The following is a 16,586-nucleotide window of genomic DNA, read 5'->3' on the forward strand; positions in this document are numbered from 1 at the left end:
AAATCTTTAATAAAACAAAGGTGTGAATCTAAAAAAACTTAATTTAGTTTAATATTTTGAGAATTCTACCGATTAGATTTATGCTTGAAATCTTACACAAAAAACTTTAATATTGTTATAGGCTAATTGTTAACATTTTGTGACAATTATTACGAAATATTTAGACAAATATCCCTATATAATCGTTTGCTCACTTATGTACTAATTTATAATGATTTAGATTGCTCACTATTGAGCTTAGTTATAGATTTAGAGATATTACAGCAAATTGTAGGTACTTAATATAATTTAAAAGGATGGTATGTATATCATGAATAAGCCTAAGATTGTAATCCTTGGAGCTGGGTATGGTGGAATTATTACTGCAACTCGACTTCAAAAAACATTATCTGCAAATGAAGCGGACATTACACTAGTAAATAAAAACAGCTACCACTACCAAGCAACATGGTTACATGAAAATGCAGCAGGTACATTACACCATGACCGTACACGTCTTGATATTAAAGACGTGATTAATCAAGATAAAATTAACTTTATTCAAGATACTGTTACTCAAATCAAACCTGAAGAGAAGAAAGTATTTCTTTCTAACGGCGAATTAGACTATGATTATTTAGTAGTTGGACTTGGTTTTGAGTCAGAAACTTTCGGAATTAAAGGATTAAAAGAACATGCATTTTCAATTGCTAACATCAATGCTGCTCGTCAAATTCGTGAGCATATTGATTACAGCTTCTCTAAATACTACAACACTCCAGTTGAAAAACGCGATGAGTTATTAACAATTATCGTTGGTGGTGCTGGATTTACTGGTATTGAATTTGTTGGTGAACTTGCAAACCGTGTTCCAGAATTATGCAAAGAGTATGATATCGATCGTGATTTAGTTCGTATTATTTGCGTAGAGGCTGCACCAATGGTATTACCAGGTTTCGATCCTGAATTAGTTGACTATGCGGTTTCTCAATTAGAGAAAAAAGGCGTAGAATTCAAAATTGGTACAGCTATTAAAGAATGTACTGAAGAAGGAATCATCGTTGCTAAAGGTGATGTAGAAGAGAAAATCAACTCTGCAACAGTTGTTTGGGCTGCAGGTGTACGTGGAAATGCATTAGTAGAGCAAGCTGGTTTTGAAGCTATGCGTGGACGTGTAAAAGTTACAAAAGATATGCGTGTTCCTGGAAATGACGATGTATTTATCGTTGGTGACTCTGCTTTATTAATTGACGAAGCAAGTAACCGTCCATACCCACCAACAGCACAAATTGCAATTCAACAAGGATTTAATGTTGCACACAACTTAGCAGTACTAGTTCGTGGAAAAGGTGAATTAGAAGAATTCACACCAGACATTAAAGGTACAGTATGTTCATTAGGACATGATGATGCAATTGGCGTAGTTTACGGTAAAAAATTAACTGGTTGGAAAGCTTCATTTATGAAAAAAGTAATTGATAACCGTTATTTATTCGTACTTGGTGGACCAATGTTAGTTCTTAAAAAAGGTAAATTAAACTTTCTATAAGCATATTAGCTCGACTTAAGTCGAGCTTTTTCTTTGTACATTATTCAAAATTGAATTGGCAGCAGGGAGTTGACGTAGTTTCCAAGTTTAAGTATAAAATATAAAGGCAACTACGTCTCTGTCTTCTCCTAAAGGCTCGCCAATAGACGAGTTTTCTTTATCGTAAAGGTGGTCATAATAGATGAGTAAAAGAAGTAATGTATGGCTAGGAGTAGCAGGTTTAGTGAAAGACTCTAATGGAAGATGGTTAGTTGTAAAGAAAAAATATAGTGGCTTAAAAGGTTTATGGTCTTTACCAGCAGGTTTTGTAAAACAAGATGAAACTGTTGACCAAGCTGTATTGAGAGAGATTAAAGAGGAAACGGGCATAAACGCATCCTTAATAGGCTTAATAGGTGTTAGAACTGGTGTTATTCGTGAAGAAATTAGTGATAATATGTTAATTTTCTTATTACAGGCAAATGATACAACGATTTCGATTCAAGAAGAAGAGTTATCAGATGCACGTTTTATTTCTGAAGAAGAGCTAGTAAAAGATCCAACATCTTCATTACTAATTAAATACTTAATCGAAAATCCTCCGAATAAACCAATGGATGTGGTTAAAGGTTTAAACCCAGGAGATCAATTCCAATATACTACATATCATTTTATTAAGTAATTTTTAAATAGTTTGAATTTTTTTAAAATTGACGATAGGACAAGAAGGTTTTACACTGTATATAGAAAAAATGTGGGGTGTTTTTTATATGGTGATGAGTATTCCAGTTTTACTAATTTCAATATTGTTATTTTTCGTATTAGCTTTTGGAATCGGTTTCCTAGCAAATATGCTTTTTCGAACAACTTGGTTTATGGTAGTAATCTATCCGCTATTGATTGTTATGATTGTGGACAAGATTAGTACGGTAAAATATTTTACTAATACTACTGTAGCTTTTGAGACACTAAAAACAAACCTAATGGCAGTAGGAACCGGTGATATTGTTATTTTAACAGCTGGTCTAGTAGGAGCAATTATGTCAGGTGTAGTAATCCTTTCATTAAGAAAAAATGGATATCAAATGTTCTAACTTTCTCATGTATGAGAAAGTTTTTTTTATAATTTTTTTGTTTTAGGGAAAGATGAAAAGATGAAAAGGAGTGAAATGATTCATTGGGTATAAATAAAAAATTATTTAGACGAGTTATTTTATCTATTTTATTCATTATTGCTTTGTTTTCTTCTTTAAAAATTCTTGCAAATATTCAAGTCGCTACAATAAAAGGTTGGTTTAGTGATTCAATCGTAATAAATAAAGTATTTGCTGAAGAAAATAAAACGATCACAAATGAGAGCATAATGATTACAATGGCAAAAAACATCGAACATAATACGAATTGGGATAATTATAAAAAGATAACAGTTACAGCAACTGGATATACAGCTGGAAGGGAATCGACAGGAAAAAGTCCTAAAGACCATTCATATGGAATTACTTATTCAGGTGTGGAAGTAAAGAGAGATTTATTTTCGACCATTGCAGCTGACTTGAACGTATTTCCAATCGGAACGGTATTATTTATTCCTGGGTATGGATATGGAGTAGTAGCAGATAAAGGCGCAGCAGTAAAAGGCAATCATTTGGACTTATATTATCAAACTGTTGGAGATGTATTTGAGCATTGGGGAAAGAAGAAACTAGCTGTTTATATAATAAAACAGGGATCAGGAAGATTTACTGAATCAGATCTAAAAGAATTGAATGAACAAAACTCGTTACAAGTATTTAGGCAACAATCAAAGAATCAAATTGGAGAATAGATCATGGAAAATATAAATTATAGCTTAATCATTAATGCACCAATCGAAGCTGTTTTTGAAGTTGTTGATTCAGATGAGCATTTAAAAAAGTGGATGGAAGGTTTTATAGAGAATCAGTATGATGAAAATTATAATAGAGAAAATCCAGTTGGTCATAAGTTTAAGCAAAAGTTAGAAGAAGATGGGGAAATTCAAGAATATGATGGCGAAATCATTTCCTATAGCCCACCAAAAGAATTGGGTATTCGATTAAAGCATACTAATTATACAGCAGATGCGGTCTATCGATTTTTTTCTGTTGAATCAAATCAGACCCGGTTAGATTATGAATGTAGCTTGGAAATGTCTTCAGTAGTAGCTAAAATGACGGGCTTCATACTCAGTTGGTTCACAAAACGAAATTTAGTAAAACAAATGGATAGTTTAAAAAATTACGCAGAAAAACGGTTTGATGGCGTACTATAAAAACATGCCCCTTGCAATTGCAAGGGGTTTACAACGTTACTAGTAAATTTATTTCGAATAAAAGGATAATCTTTTCATTACCTCGAATTTAAAATATGTAAAATTTTATAATAAAATAGAATTTGTTAAACATAATCTTTTGTTCAAACAAGTATGACGAAAATAGATTTTGTTTAAAGCACGTAAGCTTTAATCGAGAGGCGGAGGAGTAATGGAAGAGAAAATGACCTTAATGCATGCTTTAGGCATGACGATAGAGTCTGTTGAAGAAGGCAAAGTAGTGATGAAAATGGAGGTAACGGAAAAAGTACATCAACCGTTTGGTTATTTACACGGTGGTGCTTCAGTTGCTTTAGCTGAAACAGTTGCGAGTGTAGGGACGTTTTCGATGATTGATCAAGAGAATCAACTCGCTTTTGGCCTTGAAATAAACGCAAATCATATACGTTCTGTTCGTGACGGTGTCGTAACAGCGATCGGAACTGCAGTACATACAGGTAAAACGACAATGGTTTGGGATATAAAAATTTATTCCGAGGATGAGCAGTTAGTTTGTATCTCAAGATGTACAGTTGCGATTAAAGATAAAAGAAATTAACATAAAAAACTGCTAAATTACAATTATAATTTAGCAGTTTTTTTATGGACGTGGATATCAAACGAATGACACTTGGTTAAAGGATGAGTCGAGTTTCTTAAATATTAAATGTAATTTAAAATGATTATTTCTAAAAAGAAAAAGTAGAAACTCATCAATTTTATCTTAAACTTATGGTAAAATAATTAAGTTGTGTATATAAAAATTCGAAGATAAGTGAGACATCCTCTATTTAAGGATTTTTGAATGAATTTGAAATTTCTTGAGATAGAGAAGAAAGGAGACATTCGATGAAAAATATATATTACACAGGCTTTAATGCACTTTTATCAATTATTATGTTTACGGTCGCCATTACATTAAACTTCTTTCAAATGACTATAAACTTTTTATCAGTATCTGGTATTCTACAACCACTTACAGATCTACTTCCAGAGAAGGAAATTAGAATCCTTACATTTCTAGGTATAGCATTTCTTTTCTATTTAGTTTTGAGTGGATTCAAATTAATTTCTGATATGATCTGGCAATTTGCTCTACTTCTATTTTCAAAGGATAATGAAGGAGTAGACTTATTAGCAACTAAGAAATATTCTTTTGTCTTCTTAATAGGTGGATTAATCGCTATCTTTTTAAATAAATCTTTAGTGTATATTGCTATTGTTTTACTAGTATCAGTAATTGCATTTTATATTTTATTTTTAATTAAGCAAAAATCTAACTATACAATTGTAGGGGTCATTGGATTTATAATGATCCAATTAATCATTTGGGGATTAGTAGGTAGCGGAGTAGTATATGGTGCATTTACGGTTTTAGCTAAATTAAAAACTTCAATGCCATTTTAAAAAAAGTAGCACTTTTGATAATCAAAAGTGCTACTTTTTTGTTTATAGATTAATATAAATGGCCATTCACAACGATGTTTTGCCAAATTCGTTGTGTAGGTGGATAAGAATAGTTTTTTGGAATTGGAATTCTTTGTTTATCATTACCAATCCATGTACCAATTGTATAATTTGAAGTTAATCCCATGAACCATAGATTCGTATTATCGTTAGTTGTACCTGTTTTACCACCTATATAGTTTAACGGCATATAAATATGTTTAGCAGTACCATCTTTTACTACAGAGTTTAACATGCTTCTCATTGTTTCGTTCGTTGATGGATTGTATACTCGAACTGCTTTTGGTTCATTATCGTATAAAACAGTACCATCTCTTAACGTGATTTTTTTAATCGCGGTATTTTCATAGAATACCCCATTGTTTCCGAATGTAGAATATGCATCTGTCATTTCTAATGGTGACATACCGACATTGAAGCCACCAAGTGCACGACCAAGCTCTATACGGTCTTCATTTGTAATCGTTCTAAAACCATACTTATCTAAGTATGAATAACCTATACGTGGTGTAAGTTGCTCATATAATCGAACTGCGGCCGTATTGAATGAGTTCTGCATAGCAGTACGTAAAGTTACATCACCGTATTCTTTCTTACTATCATTTTTAGGGCAATATGTGCCCTTACAGTAGTTATCTGCGTTTACTTTTGTATCAGGAGTAGCACCAAAGGTTTCAATATATGGCGCATAAACTAGTAATGGTTTAATTGTTGAACCTGGCTGTCTATACGATTGGAACGCTCGATTTAGATTGTGAGGTTCATAGTTTCTTCCCCCAGAAATTGCAATAATTTCATGTGTATCATTTTTTACTACAACTGCAGCGCCCTGCGTATTTGTTGAAAGTGTTCCTCGATTAACTGCGCTGACAGTCACTTGTTGTACCGATGGATTTAAGCTTGTATAGACTTTTAAGCCTTGATTTTGTAAATATAATGCTCTTTCTTGAACAGTTTTTAATTTTTTTAATTCAGTTTGTTGTGCTGCTGATAGTTTGCTAGTATTAAATTTTCCTTTTTTACCAGCTAAAATGCTCTTCAGTTCAGAATCAACGTAAGAATAGTAATCAGGATATTCCTGTGTTTTACTATCTTTCTTTAGCGTGATTTTTTCTTTCATAGCAGCAGTATACTGTTGCTCAGTGATTTTACCCTGATCTCTAAGAATACCTAAAATTCTTTCTTGACGCTTTTTAGCGTTATTAAAGTTTTTCAAAGGATCATATAAAGTTGGGTTATTTGGAATTGTACATACGAAAGCGGTTTGAGCGATACTCAAATCCTTTGCCGATTTGCTAAAATATGCTTTACTTGCAGCTTCAATTCCATAGTTTCGGTTTGCAAAATATATTGTATTAATGTACATTTCTAAAATTTGATCTTTAGAATATTGCTTTTCAAGTTGTAAAGAGATTTGAATCTCTTTTATTTTGCGTTCGACTGTACGCGCTTGAGTTAAATATAAATTTCTTGCAAGTTGCTGTGTAATTGTACTAGCTCCCTGTTCTATTCCACTATTCGAAACATTCACCATAAATGCCCTAGCAACTCCAAATAAATCAATACCCTTATGTGAATAAAAATATCGATCTTCGGTAGAAATAAAGATATCCTTTACTAGTTGCGGAATATCACCGCTTTTTAAATTAATTCTATTATCACCAGAAGCAGGAATGTAAAAAGGATTATTATTTCTGTCATAAAAAACACTGTTCTGTGATAAAGAAACAACAGGTAGTTCTTCTACCTTCTTTTTGGGAATATGTTTTGAGGTCTCATACGCCATCATAGCTTGCTGAGATGTGAAATAAAAGACAAGAAAGCTTATTATAATAATAATAAATCCAATAATTTTTTTCATAATAGCCCTCTATATACTTTCTATTTATTAATTCGTTTAAAGAAAAAATTAAACGAACGATATTATTTTAACACGATTTTTCATCTTGATGGGTATCTTATGTTATTTTTTACACAAATTGGTTGTATTAATAAAATAAGGAATAAAGTTGAAAATAGGAAATTTGTCTTACTTGAATATTCGTTAATCATATAAGACAATAAGTAAAAATCAGAAAATTTATTTTTCTGGAGGTGAGGAAATGAAAGAGCAGTTACTGTTTATTGATTTTGAATTTACAATGCCAGATGGAAAATCAAAAGGAATTAAATTTTTTCCGGAAATCATTGAAGTTGGTTTTGTAAGTGTCATTAATGATGAGATTAATCAAACATATTCTTCATTTGTTAAACCGCTACAGTTTCCAACGTTATCCTCAAGATGCAAAAGGTTTCTAAATATTTCTCAAGAGAATGTTGATCATGGTATACAGTTAAAAGAACTTGGAGAAATATTAAATGAAGCGACAAATAACTATCGAACTACGGTAATTACTTGGGGCAATATGGATATGAGAGTACTAAAACATAATTGTGAGGCTGCAAATATTTCATTCCCAATTAATGGAGAAGTAAGGGATTTATGTCTTGAGTATAAAACCTTCTTCGGTAACCAAAATCAAACTGGCCTTTGGAACGCAATGAAAGAGTATGGAAAAGATGGAACTGGAAATCACCACAAAGCACTAGATGATGCATTAACGACATATCATATTTATAAATTAGTAGAAAAAGATAAGCAATATATGAAAAAACCTGCTCCAGCAACTTTAGGAGACTTAATTGATTTTTCATTATTAAAGAAAAGAATATCTTCATACTAAAAACCAATTGATTTTAAATCAGTTGGTTTTTTATTTTGTAGAAAGAGGAATTTGTTAATTAAATTGTTGGATGTATCATTGATAAGTAAGTTGTGCCTATTGATTTCCACTACAGGGTGCTCGCTTTCCATGGGGCGGGACCTGAGCCTCCTCGGCGCCGCCTGCGGGGTCTCAGCCTTCCCGCTAATCCCATAGGAGTCGAGCACCCTTTCGTTCCAATCAAGTTCTTTATAAAAAAATAATAATCTTAAAAAAATCGAATAGTCAATTGAACGAATGAATTACCCTTTATTAATCAAATTGTAACTTATGATGACGACATACACATCTTTACAAAGATTGATCGTCAAATAAGAAAATAGTTTAATTTTGTAAGTTAGTTAAAAAAATTATCTATCAACCAAAAATCAATTGTTTATGATAGATAAAACAATAATAAATAGACCATTTTTTCATAGAAATTCATTTAATGTTTGTATTTTCAATATTGACTACAATATATTGCAACACTCTGCAAAACCGATAGATTTTAAATCAGTTAGTTTTTCAGAGTGTTGAAAGAGGAATTTTGCAGTTAAGATTCAAATTGATTGATATTTTTAATAGGGGCAAATAATGGAGTAGATTTAAATGTTTTCAATATTTTTTGATGAATACCTCGTTCTTGAGTTTCATTTATCATTTGATTAATAAAATTGAGAATCACTAGAACAATGATTCTCAATTTTTAAGAGAAACTTTTTTATAAAGATAATGATTGGAACGAAGGGATTCTCGACTCCTATGGGAGATGAATGAAGGGTGAGACCCCGCAGGAACGAGGAGGCTCAGCTCATGCCCCATGGAAAGCGAGCATCCCGAAGTGGAAATCAACAACACAATACTTAATTATCAGTGGAAAATCTTTTAACCTATACCTCATTTTACTTTGATTATTTTAGAATACTTTGTATAATTGGCAGTGGGAGTGATGGGACAATGATGGAGTTTTTATATTTTCCTGAAGATAAAACAGAGTATATACCTGCCGTTATTTCATTAATTATTTTTATGATTGGCGCATTTATTACTTTTTACTTAATTAAAAAGGCATCGCTGAAAGAAGAAAAGCGTATAACAGAATTAATGGAATCAAAAGAAAAAAAATCAATACGTGAATAAAATAATTCATAATGGGGACTTACTAAGGAAGGTCTCTTTTTTTTGGAGTTACATCACATTTTCATCACATTTTTGTGATAGATTGTTTTTGTGAATTTATTAGCTACATTAGACTAATCCAGATCTGTTTAACAAAGCGCATTTAAAACATAATCTTATCGATCTAAAATATAAGATCTGTTTACTTTAGCAGAATCTTAGGAGGTAATACATATGAAAAAGTTTTTAAGTCTATTAATTGTAAGCATTATGATTACTGCAGGATGTTCTAATGAGAAGAAGAAGGAACCTGTAGTTGAAAAACCTGTTGATGTAAATATACTTCTGCCGACATCCGATATTAGTTTAAATAAAGAAATTACAATTGGTGCTGAAGTTAGTCAAAATAATAAAGCGGTTTCTGACGCAGATGAAGTTCAATTTGAAATTGGTAAAAATGGTGAGGATAGTATTGCCATGCTTGATGCAAAAAATGGTGCAGATGGTATTTATTCGGCTACATATAAATTTACTGATCCGGGAGATTATTATGTTATTGCCCATGTTACTGCTAGGGATCAACATTCAATGCCGAAAAAGGATTTTAAAGTTCAAGCTACTACCTCAACTAGTAATAGTAATACTGGAAAGAGTGAACATGAAACACACAGTGGAGATAATCATCATGGCGATGTAATGATTCATTTAATGGGCACTGAAAAGATTGTTGCAAATAAAGAAAATCTCTTTACGATTCATCTTATGACAAATGATGGTAAACCACTTGAAAAAGCGAACGTGCGAATTGAAACATGGAAAGATGAGCAAGGAAAGCATGACTATACTGATGCAAAAGAAGTTGCACCTGGCGAATATGAAGTTAAGTATACATTTAAAGAAAAAGGAACAAATACAGTAAAGGTTCATGTTGAAAAAGAGGATTTACATGACCATACTGAAAAAGAGGTTAGCGTAAATTAAATAATAACGAAGGCTATCCTATCTTTGATGAATAGAAGGATAGCCTCTTTTATATAAAAGCTAGAAGTCAAGATTGGCAGACTGATATTGCTTTTATGGGGGTGAATATTTTGAGAAAGATTTCGATCTTCAGCACGATTTTACTTTTCTTATTTTGTGCTGGCTGTGTATCAAATAATATGTCACATATTAAGGATTCGGAAAATGTCCTTATTTCAGTAAATAAAAAAGTGGGAAGTTTAACGTTCCTAAATTTAGATGACTTACATAAAGTAACAGATTGGAATTTAAATAGAGATGTAAGTGGAGCAGAATTATTACAAAATGGAGAAGATATTGCGGTATATGATCCAACAAATCCAAAAATAGATATTTATCATCTTTCCACAGGGGACCATGTTGATAGTTGGAATGCTGGTACTGGTATCACTAATATAATTTCTTTAAAAAGTAATCGGATGATTGCTGTAACGAATGGAAAAAAGAATAACATTACATTTTTTAATCATAATGGTAAGGTTCTTAAAAAAATTAAAATAGGTAGAAATCCTATTTCTATGGTTGAAGATACGATTCATCATAAATTATATGTTAGCTTGTTTAACGAAAGAAATGTGATTGGTATTAACTTAAGTAGTTTTAAAATTGAACAAACAATTGAAGTGCCGAACACATCGGTAGGCTTAATTTTAAACAAAGATTCATCTGAACTATTTGTAGGGGGACATGGAAATGGTGAAGAGGAAAATGAGTACGTAAAAGTATATTCAACTACTACTGGAAAGCAAAATAAGTCCCTTCATACGCCTTTAATGCCTATTTCGTTTTTTCAAAATGAAGATGGATTGTTTACGATTGCCCATGGTACAAATCAAATTTATAAGTTAAATCCGAATGTAGTTAATCAAACTAAGTTTATAGAAGTTGGATCGAATCCTTATACGGCTATTGGCTTTAAACATACTGCTTATGCAGCTAGTTATGATTTAAACAAGTTGTACCAAATAAATACGACAACGATGAAAATTGAAAAAGAAGTTGCAGTAGGAAGAGGACCTTTTCAATTATTGTTAAGAGAGGGCATTCGTCATGATTGAAAGAAAGATATTGATTGTTGATGATGAACAAGAAATTTGCCAATTGGTTGGAATGTATTTAGAAAATAGTGGATATAGTTGGGACGAAGCAAACAATGGTGAAATCGCATTATCAAAAATAAGTCAATCAAACTATGATTTATTAATTTTAGATATAATGATGCCCATTATGGATGGATGGACCCTTTGTAAAAAGATTAGAGAAACATCAAATGTACCTGTAATTTTCTTAACAGCAAAAGGTGAAGAGTGGGATAAGGTAAATGGATTGAAAATGGGAGCGGACGATTATATCGTAAAGCCCTTCAGTCCAGGTGAATTAATTGCAAGAGTAGATGCGGTTTTAAGAAGAACGAAAAATACGGATGCCTCAGTTTTACAGATTGGCCAAATTAAAATAAATGAAAAGTCTAGGAATGCTTTTGTATCGGACAAACCTTTATCGCTTACTTTAAAAGAATATGATTTGCTTCTTTTCTTTTGTAAGAACCAAGACCACGTTTTTAGCCGTGAGCAAATTTTAGAAAAAGTTTGGGGTTTTGATTATTTCGGTACAGCTAGAACAGTCGATACACATATAAAAACTTTAAGAATTAAATTAGGACAGGATGCAGATTATATATCTACCGTTTGGGGTGTAGGGTATAAATTTGGGATAAACGGATGAGGAAATTGCTCTATTCGTTATCGTTTTTACAAAAGCTTTGGTTAACGATTTGTTTAATCGTAATCTGTACAACGATCTTTTTCTTTTTAATGTTTCAGTTTGCATATAAGCAATTATATGTTTCATACGTTCGTTCCACGTTAATCCAAGAAGGTAAAGGTTTAGTAAATCATTATCATAATACGAATAATGTAAATGACTTTTCAGAATTTGTTTCAAAATTTGATGCTGTTTCAAATGCTAATGTTTTATTTATTAGTAATCCAAGAGATTTAAGTGCATGTATCCCCTATAATGTAAGCCACGAATCTTTCATTACTGAAGATGATCGTGAAACTTTATTAAAAGGAAAAGTGATTACGAAGACAGGATTTGAAAAAAGATTTAAGCATCAAATAATCGGTGTCGTTGTTCCGGTTGTAAAAAAAGAAAAACTTGAAGGGATTATTTATTTACACTTACCTTTAAGGAGTGTTACTGAATTAATCCAACAATCAAAATGGATTTTTATGATCAGTACATTGTTATTTGCTTTCATTATTCTTTTAATTGGCAGAAGTATAATAAAACAAATGATTAAGCCATTATCAAGAATGGAGCAAATATCTTATAAAATGGCAAATGGTGATTACACTGAACGTATACATTACATTAGTGGTGATGAAATCGGAAAACTAGCTACTGCGTTTAACTCAATGTCTGATTCTTTACAAAAAGAAGATGAAAATAGAAAAGAGTTTTTAGCAAATGTTTCTCATGAATTAAGAACTCCATTGAGTTATGTTAAAGGATATAGTGAAGCAATTTTAGATGGTGTTATAAAACAAGAACAACAACTAAAATATGTTGGTATCATTCAAAAAGAGGCTAGTCGGATGCAAAGATTAGTTAGAGATTTACTTGACTTGGCCACATTAGATGGTCAGCAATTTCCACTTAATCAAGAACCTAATGTAATTGCCCAGTTAATTGAAGATACAATCGAGACATATTCCCAGATACTAATTGAACGTAATATTAAAATTCAAAAAAATTTAGATGAGACGATTATCGCAAATGTTGACCCAGATCGATTTCAACAGGTAATCCACAATTTACTTGATAACTCAATCCGTTACACGCCTTCAGGTAAAACAATTTATATTTCACTATTTCAAGATAAACAAGTCACATTGGAAATATTAGACGAAGGAAAGGGGATCCCGTCTGAAGAGATTCCGCATTTAGGAGAAAGATTTTATCGAGTCGATAAAGCAAGATCTAGAAACGAAGGTGGGACCGGACTAGGACTTGCCATCGTAAAGCATATTATTGACCAACACAATGGTAAGTTAAAATTTATGAATATTGATGGTAAAGGCTTGAAGGTTATAATTACTTTACCGATATTTGAAATATAAAAAATGTGAAAAAGAGTCCCGATTTGATATTATCCCCTTCAGGTAGACAGTAAAAAAAGAGAACATGATATGATGTTCTTAACTGTTTAACTGAGAGGGGATTTTTTTATGGCTAAAAAAGGACAAACATTTTCAACTTATTCTGAAGAAGTAAAGCGAGAAGTCGTTCGTTTGAAAGTGGATGAAGGATGGTCATATCGTATGCTTCGTGAAAAGTTTGGAATTAAAAGTGATTCCCAAATAGCTCAGTGGGTACGTAAGGTTAAAAATGGGGAAACCTTTGATGATCAGCGTGGAATATGGAGTAAAAAAAACTTTACTAGTATTGAAGAAGAAGTTAATTACCTGAAAGCGCAGGTAGAATACTTAAAAAAGCGCAATCCAAATCTTCACGGAAAGGAATGGTCTTAAAGGCGGCACGTTTTGAGATAATTAATCAACTTCGAAATTTTCATCCTTTAAAGTGGTTACTAAAAATAGGTGAAGTATCAAAAGCTGGCTTCTATAAGTGGCGAAAAAGTCTTTCTAAACGCTCGGTTAAAGTGGATGAAGAATTATTATTAAAAGAGCATATCTTAGCTATTTATAAAATACACCCTTATTTTGGGTATAAACGAATGACAAAAGCCTTAAAACGAGAAGGCATTCTAGTCAATCATAAACGAGTACGACGCATGATGAGAAATTTAGGAATTCGTTCAGTTATTCGAAAAAAGCGTCCTTTCTATGGTAAACGTGGTTCGGTCGTTTTTCCAAATATCCTTAACCGCAAATTTTCTGCAGAAAAGCCATACCAAAAGCTAGTAACAGATATTACTTATGTGCGAACTGGGGATACATTTGTCTATTTATCAACAGTTTTAGACCTTTATAATAATGAAATTGTAGCCTGGAAACTTTCAGAAAGAAATGACCTAGAATTAGTGTTGAACACTCTCGATCAATTGGAAAACAAGCCCTTCACAAAAGATGCATTAATCCATTCAGATCAAGGTTTTCAGTACACATCACCAGCTTATAAGAAGCAAGTTACAGAGAAAATAAAGATTCAAGGAAGTCATTCTAGGAAAGGTAACTGTTACGATAATGCCTGTATCGAAAGCTTCTTTTCTCATTTAAAAACGGAAAAGTTGTATTTAGTGAACCCGAAAAGCAAGCCAGAAGCAGCAAAGGCAATTCACGAATATATTTATTTTTACAACAATGATCGATTCCAAGAAAAATTAAACGACCTTTCCCCGATAGAATATCGTGAAAAGGTCGCAGCTTAATATACTCTTTTTTTCATTGTCTACTTGACAGGGTTATGTGCAATTCGAGACTCTTTTTCTTATACAAAATTTGATATCCGTTCATAAATATGTTCAGGGATTTCTTCAGGAATTAAGTGCCCTGCTTCTGGATAAGTATATAAAGTTGAGTACCTTAAATCACGATGCAATCTTTCGCCTACTTCTAGTGGAACTACTTTATCTTTTTCTCCCCAAATTAAAAGAGTAGGTACAGATATATTCTGTAGATCTGAAGGACTTAAATCACCTTCTCGATCACGAATCATCTTTGTTAATGCTCTAAAAATTTCATCTTGCAAAAAAGGTTCCTTGTATCCGTTTATCATCTCATCATCGATTAACTTCTGATCATGAACAACAGAAATTAGGGATTTCATAATACCTTGTTTAGCTAAGTGCCTTTTTATATATAGATAGAAAAAAGGAAAATAAGATGAAATAATTAAATGTGGATTTGCCCTTCCTAAATAACCTGAACTACATAATAAAATGACTTTTTTAACAAGTTCCGGTTCTTTTTTCGTTACATATAAAGCAATTTGCCCACCCATAGAATGTCCGACTAAATAAATGTTTTGCAAATTTAAATGATTTACAAGAGAGATAACAACATTCGCAAAGTTATCATACGAATATTTAAAATTTAACTGTTTTCCACTTTTACCAAACGGGGGTAGGTCAATTACGACAACTACATGATCTTTTGAGATAAAAGGGATTAGTCTTCGGAAACTGAAGCAAGATGATAAAAAACCGTGAATTAATACAAATACTTTTGAATCTTGCTTATTGCTATTATGGTATCCGTAAAGTTCATAATAAACATCAAGTCCAGAAACCTTATATGTCGACTGCATTGTTCCAGAATGATTCATCATCCAAACTCTCCTTTAAGTTTTTGGATTATTATGTCCAAACGGAAGGAATACATTCTTTATTTCAGTAATACTCTGTATGTCACCATATGATATGCAATTGGCTAAAATACTTTTAAATTATAAGTTTTTCGTCAATTCTAATAGAGACAGGTATTTATTTAAAATAATTGAAATAGCCCAACCTTTAAAGTGACTATAATAAGTAAAGGGATTTTAGAAAAGAAGTGCCATTTATGAGTAGTAAGCAAACTTTAAAAGTTGGTCTGTGTGTGCTAAAATTTAGTTAGTGGAATTGAACGAAAATTAGGAGTGTTTTGAATGGCACAAAACTACAATATTGGAAAAGTTTACACTGGTAAAGTAACAGGGATTCAAACGTATGGTGCCTTTATTTCACTTGATCACCAAACACAAGGACTAGTACATATTTCCGAAATTATTAATGGATATGTTCGAGATATTCGAGACTATATTTCTGTTGGGCAATTAGTAAATGTACGTGTACTGTCTATTGATGAGATGACAGGAAAAATAAGTTTGTCTTTAAAAGGAGCAAGTATCGATCAAGGATTTAATGGTGACGAGAACTTAAAACATGCAGCTAGACTATTAAGAGAGCTTAAACCAGATGGATTTAGCACCCTGCATAAAAAATTAAATGAATGGCTTCGCGTTGAGATGAAGAAAGAAAATATGACGAATTAAAAAGGAAGGGAATTTACCCTTCCTTTTTAATGTTGGAAAAGTACAGATACAAAAGAGACTAATTTCGTCTGCTAGTTATCTTACTTCATTTGTTTCAGGATGTGTTCCCAGCTCTTCTGAAGGTTTGAATAATAAGCCAAGGTTAATTAATCCTGAAATACCAACGATACCATAAATAATTCGAGCAAAAGCAGAATCTGCACCACCAAAAATTGCTGCAACTAAATCAAATTGAAAAAACCCAATTAAACCCCAGTTAATAGCTCCAATAATTGTAAAAATAAGTGCAATACGTTGTAATGTACTCATATAGGTTAACCTCCTTTTTTATGACCTTCTATCATATCTTTCCTCATTTGTTTTTGTTTATGTACTAAAAATAATTATAAGGAGAATTGTC

18 protein-coding genes are annotated in these 16,586 nt (G+C 32.0%); 15 read left to right on the top strand and 3 right to left on the bottom strand.

Annotated features, from left to right (window positions below; genetic code table 11):
• Positions 1 to 310 precede the first annotated feature (310 nt).
• The 7 genes from AB1282_RS08880 (at position 311) to AB1282_RS08910 (ending at position 5,243) form a co-directional block, all read left to right on the top strand.
• Positions 311 to 1,528 (top strand): NAD(P)/FAD-dependent oxidoreductase, encoded by a 1,218-nt coding sequence (locus AB1282_RS08880; protein WP_056468680.1) that lies wholly within the window; start codon positions 311 to 313, stop codon positions 1,526 to 1,528.
• A gap of 181 nt (positions 1,529 to 1,709) precedes the next feature.
• On the top strand, positions 1,710 to 2,189 hold the full coding sequence (locus AB1282_RS08885) for an NUDIX hydrolase (RefSeq protein WP_056468677.1): 480 nt from the start codon (positions 1,710 to 1,712) through the stop codon (positions 2,187 to 2,189).
• Positions 2,190 to 2,283: 94 nt separating this feature from the next.
• Positions 2,284 to 2,601, top strand: a complete 318-nt coding sequence (locus AB1282_RS08890) for a YuiB family protein (protein WP_056469021.1) — start codon at positions 2,284 to 2,286, stop codon at positions 2,599 to 2,601.
• Between the two features lie 83 nt (positions 2,602 to 2,684).
• Complete coding sequence (locus tag AB1282_RS08895; RefSeq protein ID WP_056468674.1) at positions 2,685 to 3,332, top strand: 3D domain-containing protein; 648 nt, start codon at positions 2,685 to 2,687, stop codon at positions 3,330 to 3,332.
• Positions 3,333 to 3,335: 3 nt separating this feature from the next.
• Complete coding sequence (locus AB1282_RS08900; RefSeq protein ID WP_056468671.1) at positions 3,336 to 3,797, top strand: SRPBCC family protein; 462 nt, start codon at positions 3,336 to 3,338, stop codon at positions 3,795 to 3,797.
• A gap of 211 nt (positions 3,798 to 4,008) precedes the next feature.
• Positions 4,009 to 4,395 carry a PaaI family thioesterase gene (locus AB1282_RS08905; RefSeq protein ID WP_286131624.1) on the top strand — a complete coding sequence of 129 codons (387 nt, stop codon included), beginning with the start codon at positions 4,009 to 4,011 and terminating at the stop codon, positions 4,393 to 4,395.
• A 290-nt stretch (positions 4,396 to 4,685) separates the two neighbouring features.
• The gene (locus tag AB1282_RS08910; RefSeq protein WP_056468668.1) at positions 4,686 to 5,243 is read left to right on the top strand and encodes a DUF5366 family protein; all 558 of its coding nucleotides are present in this window, start codon (positions 4,686 to 4,688) and stop codon (positions 5,241 to 5,243) included.
• Positions 5,244 to 5,292: 49 nt separating this feature from the next.
• Here the strand turns inward: AB1282_RS08910 and AB1282_RS08915 are convergent, their stop codons facing one another.
• On the bottom strand, positions 5,293 to 7,164 hold the full coding sequence (locus AB1282_RS08915; RefSeq protein WP_056468665.1) for a transglycosylase domain-containing protein: 1,872 nt from the start codon (positions 7,162 to 7,164) through the stop codon (positions 5,293 to 5,295).
• Positions 7,165 to 7,405: 241 nt separating this feature from the next.
• Here AB1282_RS08915 and kapD point away from each other — a divergent pair, with 241 nt between their 5' ends.
• The 7 genes from kapD to AB1282_RS08950 all read left to right on the top strand — a co-directional run bounded on the left by kapD (position 7,406) and on the right by AB1282_RS08950 (position 14,582).
• Positions 7,406 to 8,026: a 3'-5' exonuclease KapD gene (gene kapD / locus AB1282_RS08920; protein ID WP_056468662.1), complete on the top strand. Its 621-nt coding sequence runs from the start codon at positions 7,406 to 7,408 to the stop codon at positions 8,024 to 8,026.
• 978 nt (positions 8,027 to 9,004) lie between these two features.
• Positions 9,005 to 9,187 carry a hypothetical protein gene (locus AB1282_RS08925; protein ID WP_056468660.1) on the top strand — a complete coding sequence of 61 codons (183 nt, stop codon included), beginning with the start codon at positions 9,005 to 9,007 and terminating at the stop codon, positions 9,185 to 9,187.
• A gap of 213 nt (positions 9,188 to 9,400) precedes the next feature.
• Positions 9,401 to 10,147: a FixH family protein gene (locus AB1282_RS08930; protein WP_056468657.1), complete on the top strand. Its 747-nt coding sequence runs from the start codon at positions 9,401 to 9,403 to the stop codon at positions 10,145 to 10,147.
• A gap of 110 nt (positions 10,148 to 10,257) precedes the next feature.
• Positions 10,258 to 11,244, top strand: coding sequence for a YncE family protein (locus AB1282_RS08935; RefSeq protein WP_429898916.1), 987 nt, complete (start codon positions 10,258 to 10,260; stop codon positions 11,242 to 11,244).
• A complete protein-coding gene (locus AB1282_RS08940; RefSeq protein ID WP_056468652.1) occupies positions 11,237 to 11,911 on the top strand; it encodes a response regulator transcription factor in 675 nt (224 codons plus the stop codon). The genes AB1282_RS08935 and AB1282_RS08940 overlap by 8 nt, the downstream gene beginning before the upstream one ends.
• A complete protein-coding gene (locus AB1282_RS08945) occupies positions 11,908 to 13,311 on the top strand; it encodes a sensor histidine kinase (RefSeq protein ID WP_056468649.1) in 1,404 nt (467 codons plus the stop codon). Before AB1282_RS08940 ends, AB1282_RS08945 begins: the two co-directional genes overlap by 4 nt.
• 108 nt (positions 13,312 to 13,419) lie before the next feature.
• Positions 13,420 to 14,582, top strand: a protein-coding gene (locus tag AB1282_RS08950; RefSeq protein WP_429898917.1) for an IS3 family transposase whose coding sequence is annotated in 2 segments (ribosomal slippage) — positions 13,420 to 13,678 and positions 13,678 to 14,582 — 1,164 coding nt in all. Because the reading frame shifts where the segments join, the coding sequence is not laid out codon by codon here.
• A 59-nt stretch (positions 14,583 to 14,641) separates the two neighbouring features.
• On the opposite strand, the gene AB1282_RS08955 is transcribed toward AB1282_RS08950, so the two are convergent.
• On the bottom strand, positions 14,642 to 15,478 hold the full coding sequence (locus AB1282_RS08955) for an alpha/beta fold hydrolase (RefSeq protein ID WP_390310387.1): 837 nt from the start codon (positions 15,476 to 15,478) through the stop codon (positions 14,642 to 14,644).
• Positions 15,479 to 15,799: 321 nt separating this feature from the next.
• On the opposite strand from AB1282_RS08955, the gene AB1282_RS08960 reads away from it, so the two are divergent.
• The gene (locus AB1282_RS08960) at positions 15,800 to 16,186 is read left to right on the top strand and encodes a CvfD/Ygs/GSP13 family RNA-binding post-transcriptional regulator (RefSeq protein ID WP_056468646.1); all 387 of its coding nucleotides are present in this window, start codon (positions 15,800 to 15,802) and stop codon (positions 16,184 to 16,186) included.
• A 75-nt stretch (positions 16,187 to 16,261) separates the two neighbouring features.
• Here AB1282_RS08960 and AB1282_RS08965 read toward each other — a convergent pair whose 3' ends face one another.
• Positions 16,262 to 16,495: a DUF378 domain-containing protein gene (locus AB1282_RS08965; RefSeq protein ID WP_056468643.1), complete on the bottom strand. Its 234-nt coding sequence runs from the start codon at positions 16,493 to 16,495 to the stop codon at positions 16,262 to 16,264.
• Positions 16,496 to 16,586: the final 91 nt, after the last annotated feature.

Origin of the sequence: Gottfriedia sp. S16(2024), assembly GCF_050473765.1 — a bacterium.
GTDB lineage: Bacteria > Bacillota > Bacilli > Bacillales > Bacillaceae_G > Gottfriedia.

Bases quoted from the DNA above. Each gene is read 5' to 3' on its own strand.
- AB1282_RS08880 (WP_056468680.1), top strand. From the start codon at position 311: ATGAATAAGCCTAAGATTGTAATCCTTGGAGCTGGGTATGGTGGAATT.
- AB1282_RS08885 (WP_056468677.1), top strand. From the start codon at position 1,710: ATGAGTAAAAGAAGTAATGTATGGCTAGGAGTAGCAGGTTTAGTGAAA.
- AB1282_RS08890 (WP_056469021.1), top strand. From the start codon at position 2,284: ATGAGTATTCCAGTTTTACTAATTTCAATATTGTTATTTTTCGTATTA.
- AB1282_RS08900 (WP_056468671.1), top strand. From the start codon at position 3,336: ATGGAAAATATAAATTATAGCTTAATCATTAATGCACCAATCGAAGCT.
- AB1282_RS08905 (WP_286131624.1), top strand. From the start codon at position 4,009: ATGGAAGAGAAAATGACCTTAATGCATGCTTTAGGCATGACGATAGAG.
- AB1282_RS08910 (WP_056468668.1), top strand. From the start codon at position 4,686: ATGAAAAATATATATTACACAGGCTTTAATGCACTTTTATCAATTATT.
- AB1282_RS08915 (WP_056468665.1), bottom strand. From the start codon at position 7,164: ATGAAAAAAATTATTGGATTTATTATTATTATAATAAGCTTTCTTGTC.
- kapD (WP_056468662.1), top strand. From the start codon at position 7,406: ATGAAAGAGCAGTTACTGTTTATTGATTTTGAATTTACAATGCCAGAT.
- AB1282_RS08925 (WP_056468660.1), top strand. From the start codon at position 9,005: ATGATGGAGTTTTTATATTTTCCTGAAGATAAAACAGAGTATATACCT.
- AB1282_RS08930 (WP_056468657.1), top strand. From the start codon at position 9,401: ATGAAAAAGTTTTTAAGTCTATTAATTGTAAGCATTATGATTACTGCA.
- AB1282_RS08940 (WP_056468652.1), top strand. From the start codon at position 11,237: ATGATTGAAAGAAAGATATTGATTGTTGATGATGAACAAGAAATTTGC.
- AB1282_RS08945 (WP_056468649.1), top strand. From the start codon at position 11,908: ATGAGGAAATTGCTCTATTCGTTATCGTTTTTACAAAAGCTTTGGTTA.
- AB1282_RS08955 (WP_390310387.1), bottom strand. From the start codon at position 15,478: ATGAATCATTCTGGAACAATGCAGTCGACATATAAGGTTTCTGGACTT.
- AB1282_RS08960 (WP_056468646.1), top strand. From the start codon at position 15,800: ATGGCACAAAACTACAATATTGGAAAAGTTTACACTGGTAAAGTAACA.
- AB1282_RS08965 (WP_056468643.1), bottom strand. From the start codon at position 16,495: ATGAGTACATTACAACGTATTGCACTTATTTTTACAATTATTGGAGCT.